Source organism: uncultured Nostoc sp., assembly GCF_964245445.1.
Taxonomy (GTDB): Bacteria; Cyanobacteriota; Cyanobacteriia; order Cyanobacteriales; family Nostocaceae; genus Nostoc.
In genome coordinates this window covers 1-8,356 of record NZ_CAXTNE010000321.1, presented here as the reverse complement: position 1 = coordinate 8,356, position 8,356 = coordinate 1, and the positions used below count along the sequence as shown (strand labels likewise).

At 41.9% G+C, this 8,356-nt stretch carries 8 protein-coding genes; 3 read left to right on the top strand and 5 right to left on the bottom strand.

The window, feature by feature from the left end; translation table 11 throughout:
* Positions 1-191: prolyl oligopeptidase family serine peptidase (locus ACFE90_RS33215; RefSeq protein WP_375506562.1), on the top strand; the 191-nt coding region annotated here is incomplete at its 5' end.
* Between the two features lie 64 nt (positions 192-255).
* Here the strand turns inward: ACFE90_RS33215 and ACFE90_RS33210 are convergent.
* The 4 genes from ACFE90_RS33210 to ACFE90_RS33195 all read right to left on the bottom strand — a co-directional run bounded on the left by ACFE90_RS33210 (position 256) and on the right by ACFE90_RS33195 (position 2,034).
* Positions 256-687, bottom strand: a complete 432-nt coding sequence (locus tag ACFE90_RS33210) for a type II toxin-antitoxin system VapC family toxin (RefSeq protein WP_375506561.1) — start codon at positions 685-687, stop codon at positions 256-258.
* Positions 680-934, bottom strand: a complete 255-nt coding sequence (locus tag ACFE90_RS33205) for a YlcI/YnfO family protein (RefSeq protein ID WP_375506560.1) — start codon at positions 932-934, stop codon at positions 680-682. Before ACFE90_RS33205 ends, ACFE90_RS33210 begins: the two co-directional genes overlap by 8 nt.
* Positions 935-968: 34 nt before the next feature.
* The gene (locus ACFE90_RS33200) at positions 969-1,100 is read right to left on the bottom strand and encodes a hypothetical protein (protein ID WP_375506559.1); all 132 of its coding nucleotides are present in this window, start codon (positions 1,098-1,100) and stop codon (positions 969-971) included.
* Between the two features lie 451 nt (positions 1,101-1,551).
* Positions 1,552-2,034, bottom strand: a complete 483-nt coding sequence (locus ACFE90_RS33195) for a hypothetical protein (protein ID WP_375506558.1) — start codon at positions 2,032-2,034, stop codon at positions 1,552-1,554.
* A gap of 427 nt (positions 2,035-2,461) precedes the next feature.
* On the opposite strand from ACFE90_RS33195, the gene ACFE90_RS33190 reads away from it, so the two are divergent.
* Positions 2,462-5,245 (top strand): M16 family metallopeptidase, encoded by a 2,784-nt coding sequence (locus ACFE90_RS33190; protein WP_375506557.1) that lies wholly within the window; start codon positions 2,462-2,464, stop codon positions 5,243-5,245.
* Positions 5,246-5,345: 100 nt separating this feature from the next.
* Here ACFE90_RS33190 and ACFE90_RS33185 read toward each other — a convergent pair whose 3' ends face one another.
* On the bottom strand, positions 5,346-6,437 hold the full coding sequence (locus ACFE90_RS33185; RefSeq protein WP_375506556.1) for an exostosin family protein: 1,092 nt from the start codon (positions 6,435-6,437) through the stop codon (positions 5,346-5,348).
* A gap of 575 nt (positions 6,438-7,012) precedes the next feature.
* Between ACFE90_RS33185 and glyA the strand changes: the two genes are divergently transcribed.
* A complete protein-coding gene (gene glyA / locus ACFE90_RS33180; RefSeq protein WP_375506555.1) occupies positions 7,013-8,296 on the top strand; it encodes a serine hydroxymethyltransferase in 1,284 nt (427 codons plus the stop codon).
* Positions 8,297-8,356: the final 60 nt, after the last annotated feature.

Sequence of the window (8,356 nt, the reverse complement as noted above, 5' to 3'; positions counted from 1 at the left end):
CTGCCTGGATTAGAGACTTTTTTTTTACGTCGAACTCAGGTTCTATAGAGGCTCACGCAGGTGATGCGCCAGTATTAATTAGAATTGAGACTAAAGCAGGACATGGTGCGGGTAAACCCACTGCTAAAATTATCGAGGAAGCCGCAGATAAATGGGCTTTTTTGGTGCGTACTTTGAATGTTGAAGTTTAGGGTTGATTTATTTGTAGGGTGCGTTAACGCAGTGTAACGCACCACATTATTTCCATAAGTTCAATTATATTTCTCCTATTTCTCGGAGATAAGTAGGTCGGGGCATAACTTGTCTAACCAGTGCAGCATCAGCCGTCCAAAACTCCGCAGACACACTCTCGGCGCAAGCAAGAAAGGCGGCATCATAAAGGGTAGATAATCCGTATTTATCGGCAATTTTCCAGGTTATTGCTCTAATTGCCTCTTCTTCAATGAAATTAATAGGCAGTTCGCAGAAGTCTTCAAAAAAACCTAGCGCTTCCTCTGTTGTAATTACTCCCATGCGGGTTTTCTTTCTTAACACAGATCCTACTTCTGCCCAAGCAAAAGCTGGAGCCACTAACCGTATACTCAGACTTAAGGCTTCTGCTACTAGTTTTCTGGACTGGGGTTGATAAACTTCTGGTACAAGATAAGGAATCCAAACGCTGGTATCTAAACACAAAACTCTAGTCACGTCGCCCTTCGTCCTCTCTGAGGCTGCGAATCAAATCTGTAGAGGCTGGTTGTATCCCAGTTTTAGGTTGAACGGTTTCACTGCGGGCAATTATCCGTTGATGGGCTGCCCATCCCCTGCGGCGGCTTACCTCACGTTCCAAAGCCTCAACTACTAAATCATTCAAGGATTCACTACCCTGTTTAATCTTCTTAGCTTTGACAAGTAAATCAGCCGGAAACCGAATTGTTAGGGCTTCGCGTTCCATAGCGAGAAGTGCAACCAAATATTGATACCATTTATTATAACCGCTCTATGGGACAGTCTTTAATCATTTCACCTGTTGCCTTGAGTTCAATCGCCTGCTGATACCACTCACCCAAGACACTCAGTATTGACTGCTTGATCAATTCGATAAAGGCGATCGCTTCCACTTCTGGGTAAGGTGTATCCCGAATACTGCGATGTCACTATCTTGAAATGCACGCAGCACCAATCATTGTGTTTCCATGCTGATTGAAACTTGAGAGATGACTTACCATTAAATAATTATGTAAGTAGGTCGGCGTAAATAATTATTGTTGAAATAAGGCAGGGGGCAGTTCTTGCTGGGAGCAGGGGGAGAAAGAGTTTGAGCCTTATTTACTTTTCTTCACACAGTTTGGTTTTATTGCACCGACTTACTTAAAAGCGATCGCTCATAAAAATAACAAGTTGGAAAATCTGTTGCAATAAGCCATTGATTAAAAGATGTTATTACCCAGATGCCAAATTAAAAGGCAATCAGTTTGAGCGGTAAGGGTGGAGAGAAACAATTATTTACCTTCACCCTCACCGCTTTCCTCCATCTGAGCAAGAAGTTTAATTTTTTAATCCCTCTTGTACTTAAAACGCAACAGCTTGGGCTGTCCCCTTCAGATTGATTGTTGTATAAGTTTGTTTCTGCCCCTGGTTGAATTGAGGAATCACAGAAAAGCGATTTGTTGTGGTGATTCCTTTAGTTTCAACTTTTACTTCGTTGCTAGATCCAAGGTTTACACGAGGTATGAGCAAGGTAAATGTGGTGTTGCCAGTATCTACTGTCTTTTTAATAGTCACAGTCACTAGTGTACCAATTTCCGTATCTACAGTACGAATCTCATCTCCGGTAAAGTTTAATGTCTGTTTCTGCTTTTGATAGTTGAAAAGGGGCTTGCCAGTAAAGCTTGATGTTGAGTAATTAATAGTGACTTTATCGCCTTCGGAATTATACCCTGTGAAATTATACAAGTTCGGTGTTCTTGCGACTTGGGCATGAGACTGTAATACAGGTATTGCGGCTAAGGTTATACCTAATGTGAATGATGCAATTAAGTTTCTTGTTTGCATATTTTAAAAAGTTATTGCTAGTTTTACGAAGATATTTACCCTGATGGGATGACAAGGAATGAAACCAATTTTAAAAATGGATATTCCGGAAAACTTGTCAAATGAAACACATCGTAATCGTTGTTAACATATTTGTAATAGTTTGTAACATAGGATAGAGTTGCATCTGTCTTGAAAATAGAGAATAAGTGGCAAGGAATAAGGAAAAGGATTTTTATACCCTTGTTGTAGGCTATTGCTCGTAGATGTCTTGCAAATAGGTAAACTTGAAAACCGACCATTACGGCATGACGGAAATAAAGCTACCATTAAAAATGGTAAAAAAGCTGAGAATGTAAGTCTTTTGATTTCCAGAAAGCGGTACTAAGGTTTTGTTTTATAATTAGAAATTTTGCATTTCCCATTGCTTATGAAGCTACGCTCATATATGCTTGTAGGGTTTTTTCTTAGCCTTTTGCTAAGTACTGTGCCTTTTTCAGGCAATTTCACCAATGCTGCAACACCAACAGCAGTCGCACCTGTATCTGCTCTCTCATTCACCCAAGGGGTACAAAAAACGGTATTAGACAACGGCTTAACAGTGCTAACTAAAGAAGTCCATACCGCTCCAGTAGTGAGCGTACAAGTTTGGTATAAAGTTGGCTCACGTAATGAGGTTAAGGGAGAAAATGGCATTTCTCACCAGCTAGAACATTTAATGTTCAAGGGTACAACTGACCGTCCTGTGCAGTTTGGAAGGTTATTTAGTGCTTTGGGTAGCCAGTTCAATGCTTTTACTAGTTATGACGAAACAGCTTACTTTGGCACAGTGCAACGAGACAAACTCGAAGCATTGTTGACACTAGAAGCCGATCGCATGGAAAACTCTTTAGTTGGGCCTGAACAACTGACAAGTGAAAAGCGGGTGGTAATCTCCGAGTTACAGGGGTACGAAAATTCACCAGGCTATCGTCTGAGTCGGGCAGTGATGCGAGATGCTTTCCCTACTAGAGCCTATGGCTTACCTGTGGGAGGCACAAAAGCTGATGTACAAAAATTCACGGTGGAGCAGGTGCGGAATTATTACCAAACCTACTACAGCCCAGAAAATGCCACGTTGGTAATTACAGGGGATTTTGCCACAGAACCTGTACTCAAAGTTGTTAAAGAAACTTATGGGAAGTTGGCAAAACGAAGGAAAGAGGACACAGGAACGCTTTTAGGCCAGAACACAGAGAGGGGAAATGTCACCGCGTCTTCTCCGGTTGCCTCTACTACTAAAAAAGCACCGATTGTTTTGAAGCAACCTGGAAGTGCGGCACTATTGCAAGCAGTGTATCCTCTGCCAGATATCAAACATCCTGATGTCCCGGCAATTGATGTGATGGATGCCATCCTCACAGGCGGACGTAGTTCTAGGCTTTACCAAGCTTTGGTGGAATCTGGACTCGCTAGTTCAGCGAGTGGCAGTGCTGCCGAACTGATCGAACCTGGCTGGTATGAAATTAATGCTACGGCGGCTCCAGGTCAAGAGTTAGGGAAAATTGCCCAAGTGCTTCAGGAATCTCTAGTAAAATTGCAACAACAGCCAGTTACTACTGAAGAATTGAACCGGGCGAAGACACAACTGCAAGCCTCCTTTGTTTTGGGGAACCAAGACATCACTAGTCAGGCAAACCAACTGGGATATAACCAAACCGTGGCCGGCGATTATCGTTTTATTGAACAGTATCTGGCTGCGATCGCTAAAGTCACCCCAGCCCAAGTACAGCAAGCAGCAAAAACTTACCTCAATCCGGCCAAACAAACCATCGGCTTCTTTGAGCCAACTCAACCAGATGGTAAACCAGGGGCTTCCAGCGCTGGTTCTGGTCGCACAGTGGAAAATTTCAGCCCTGGGAAGCCTGTAGATCCAGCAGAACTGGCTAAATATCTGCCACCTGCCACATCAGCTACAGATTCGGGCAAACAATCATTACCAGAAGAGTTTACCTTGAATAATGGTTTGCGGGTTTTGCTCTTGCGCGATCGCAACCTCCCCACCATTAACCTGAGTGGACAAATTGACGCTGGGACTGAATTTGACGGCAACCAAAAAGCTGGATTAGCGAATTTGACTGCGGCCAACTTAATGAATGGGACGCAGACCAAAAATGCTCTTACGCTAGCAAAAACCTTAGAAGATCGGGGAGCCGATTTGAACTTCGGTGCCAGCCGCGAGGGAGTTAGCGTTAGCGGTGAGGGACTCTCGGTGGACTTGCCGATATTGATTCAAACTCTGGCAGATGTGTTAGAAAACGCGACTTTCCCAGCCAACCAGTTAGAACTAAGTCGCCAACGGGCGTTGATAAGTCTCAAAGTCCAGCTAGATGACCCCAGAGGTTTAGGAAGACAAGTATTTCAGCAGGCAATTTACCCAGAAAATCATCCATTCCACAGCTTTCCCACAGCCGAGAGTTTAAAGAGTATTACTCGTGATGATTTGCTTGGCTTCTACCAGACACACTACCGACCAGATAACACAACGATCGCAATAGTTGGAGACTTTGATCCGGTTAAGATAAAACCTTTGCTAAATGAGGCTTTTGGCAAATGGTCAGTCACAGGTAAGCCACCTGTTCTCAAAATACCATCCGTGCCACTTCCACAAACTTTGACACGTTTAAACAAAGTGATACCTGGTAAATCAGAAGCTGTTACCTACATCGGCTACAACGGTATCTCTCGGAAAGACCCACGTTATTATGCAGCGCTGGTACTGAATCAAATTTTAGGTGGTGATACTTTAGCAAGCCGTTTGGGTACGGAAGTGCGCGATCGCCAGGGTCTAACCTACGGTATCTATAGTGGTTTTGCCGCCGGAATCAATCCCGGCCCGTTCTTGATTCAGATGCAGACTGCTCCTGGTGATGCCCAAAAAGCGATCGCTAGTACTCTCGCTTTACTCAAACAGTTGCGCGAACAAGGAGTGACTGAGGCTGAATTCAACGCAGCAAAACGCTCAATTACTAATAGCTATCCTGTGGATTTAGCTAATCCTAGTGATGTATCAAGCATAATTTTGGATAATGCTGTCTTAGGACTTTCACGCTCAGAAATCCGAGACTTTCCCCAGAGAATACAAGCAGTCACAATGGCTCAGATGCAACAGACAATTGAAAATTTAATTAAGCCGGAAAGTTTGATAATTGTCACTGCTGGCCCTGGAGAGACTGTACCCAAGGGCAGCTAATTACCTCAAGCCAAAACACAAAGGTGCTAAAATTTGCTTTACGCCTTTGTGTTTTAGCTTAAGGCTATTTCGTTCTAGACATAATACTTATTTGAATAAATTATTTTGTTGAAAAATGATGATGAAAATTAGTATAAAATCCCTCAGCAGAAAGCCTATTCTTCCACAGTTTTCGGCATTCATGCTGCAAATCTAAGAATTCTTGGTCTGAAATATTGCTATGGAATTCAGCTACTTTCTCTGCAATATGTGGTATTTCCTTCTCATCTATCCATACACAATATTTTTTCCAGTCAATTATAGAATCGTCAGGTAAAACACAGTCTGTATCAATAAAAATTGGAATACGACCACAACTGAGGATTTCATATAGTCGAATAGAATAGTTTGCAGAACCACGACAGCACAAAATGTAGTCGCTCTCAACTAGATTTTTCACATATTCATCACGAGCCTTCTGTCTTCGCTCTACATCTTGTGTATTTAGAAATACTGTTTCGTCTCTGATGATAAAGTTTGTATTTACTAAAGAGGGGCTTTCTGCAAGTACTTTCAGAGCCTGACTACGCAAAATTTGTCCTTTGTAAGGCGAAACTCCAAGCTCTAATGATTTGGTTAACATCGCCCCGTGAAATAAAACCGTTTTTAGTTTCTTTTCCCATGAATCTTTTACTGCTAGTCCACAAAATCCAACAACAGGTTTCTCAGATTTATGCCTGAGAGACATTTGCCCTCCTAAATATTCTTTAACAAAATCTTCAGTAAAAGAAGGCATAATAATATCATTTTGCTTCCTTTTCGACCGATATACTGCCATCCGAAATACTGTTGCATTCTTGACAGGAATTTCTTCGGCGCAACAATCACCTGCAAAAAAAATAATTAATTCTTTGCCGCTATTAGCTACTTTTTCTGCAAATTCAATAGATAGATTTTCTGCTTTTTTATTAACTTTACTTCTCCAATTCTCTCCTCTGATCGCTCTCCAGTTTATAGGCATGATAACTAAGTCAGCTTCCTTTAAGGAAGTAATTTTAAAAAGGGAATTACTTAGCTCTATATACTTGCCGTACAATCTAGACCAAGGATATTTTTCACCAGGTATAAACTGTTTCCAAAAGGGATAAAGCATTGGAACTGGCTCTATTCCTTTCGGAAGATAATTATCATCAGAATAGATGTTTAATTGCATATTGAAACGTGAGTTTGACTAGTTGAATAAATAATTGACATATTTCACAAAAAGTTTAATTAATTTCAAGCAATCTTTGGTAAAATTGCTTTTTATATTAATCCTTTGTGAAAATATACGTAATTCATGGAATTTAAAGCTAATTTAGTTATCCGGAATTTCTCACTTGTGATAAATCCGCGATAAGCATCACAATACTGCTCTACCACCGTGATGGTGGAAGTAGCCTTTCGAGAAACCAATCAAAGACTCCTCATAGGTTTTAAGGGAATATACTGATTATAATCTCATCAGACAAAAATGCTAATCAGGGTAAACGCATTTAAATTTTTTTGATCGCAACAAGCTTTATTTAGCGCAGCTTCAACAAGCAACGTTATGATAATTAATCGTCTAATAATAAATAAGTTGGCACAAATAAACTTCAATAGTACGGAGACGATTAATCGCCTCTGTAGAGCAGTCAAAAATCATTGAACTATAGACTTTGGGCTATGGACTCTTGAGAGTGGACTGTTAGGTGCTGCACCCAACCAAAATCAGCCGTTGTACAAATTTCCATAAGGATAATTGAAGTGACTAAGACTAACTCAGATTTTCTTACCTCCACCGATCCAGCGATCGCGGAGTTAATCAACGACGAACTACAGCGTCAGCGAGATCACTTAGAGTTGATTGCTAGTGAAAACTTTACCTCTGCTGCTGTACTAGCCGCTCAAGGTTCGGTACTGACAAATAAATATGCTGAGGGATTACCTGGTAAACGCTACTATGGCGGTTGTGAGTATATCGACAAAATTGAGCAGCTAGCGATCAATCGTGCTAAACAGATATTTGGCGCTGCTCATGCGAATGTGCAACCTCATTCTGGCGCACAAGCCAATTTTGCAGTGTTCCTGTCGTTGCTGCAACCAGGAGACAAAATTATGGGAATGGATTTGTCTCATGGGGGACATCTCACCCACGGTTCCCCTGTAAATTTCTCAGGTAAGTGGTTCCAAGTTAGCCACTACGGTGTCAGTCAACAAACAGAACAACTTGACTACGATCAAATTCGGGAGCTGGCGCTGAGGGAGCGTCCTAAGCTCTTGATTTGTGGTTATTCGGCTTATCCTCGTATAATTGATTTTGAAAAGTTCCGTAGTATTGCTGATGAGATCGGCGCTTACTTACTTGCCGATATTGCTCATATCGCAGGTTTGGTTGCTAGTGGTCTTCATCCTGATCCCATTCCTCATTGTCATGTAGTAACAACAACTACACATAAGACTCTACGCGGCCCTAGAGGTGGTTTAATTTTGACCAGCGACGCAGAACTAGGTAAAAAGCTAGATAAATCTGTTTTTCCTGGTAGCCAGGGCGGGCCGTTGGAACATGTCATTGCTGGAAAAGCAGTAGCTTTTGGAGAAGCCCTAAAGCCTGAGTTTAAAACCTATTCTGCCCAAGTGATTGAAAATGCTCGTGCTTTGGCAGAACAATTACAAAATCGGGGTTTAAAGCTAGTGTCTAATGGCACTGACAACCATTTAATCCTGGTAGATTTACGTTCTGTCGGTCTAACTGGTAAGCAGGCAGATCAGCTAGTTAGTACTGTGAATATTACTGCTAACAAAAATACTATACCTTTTGATCCGCAATCACCATTTGTTACCAGTGGTCTGAGGTTAGGTTCGCCAGCAATGACTACGCGAGGTTTAGGAGTAGCAGAATTTACCGAGATTGCAAATATTATTAGCGATCGCCTGCTTTCTCCAGATTCCGACGTAGTAACCCAAGATTGTCGGCAACGGGTAGCAGCATTGTGCTATCGCTTCCCCTTATATCCTCACCTAGAAATTCCTGTACCAGCACTAGCATAATTGGGCATGGGGCATTGGGCATTGGTTATTTCCCCCTCTGCCTCCCCTGCTCCCCCTGCT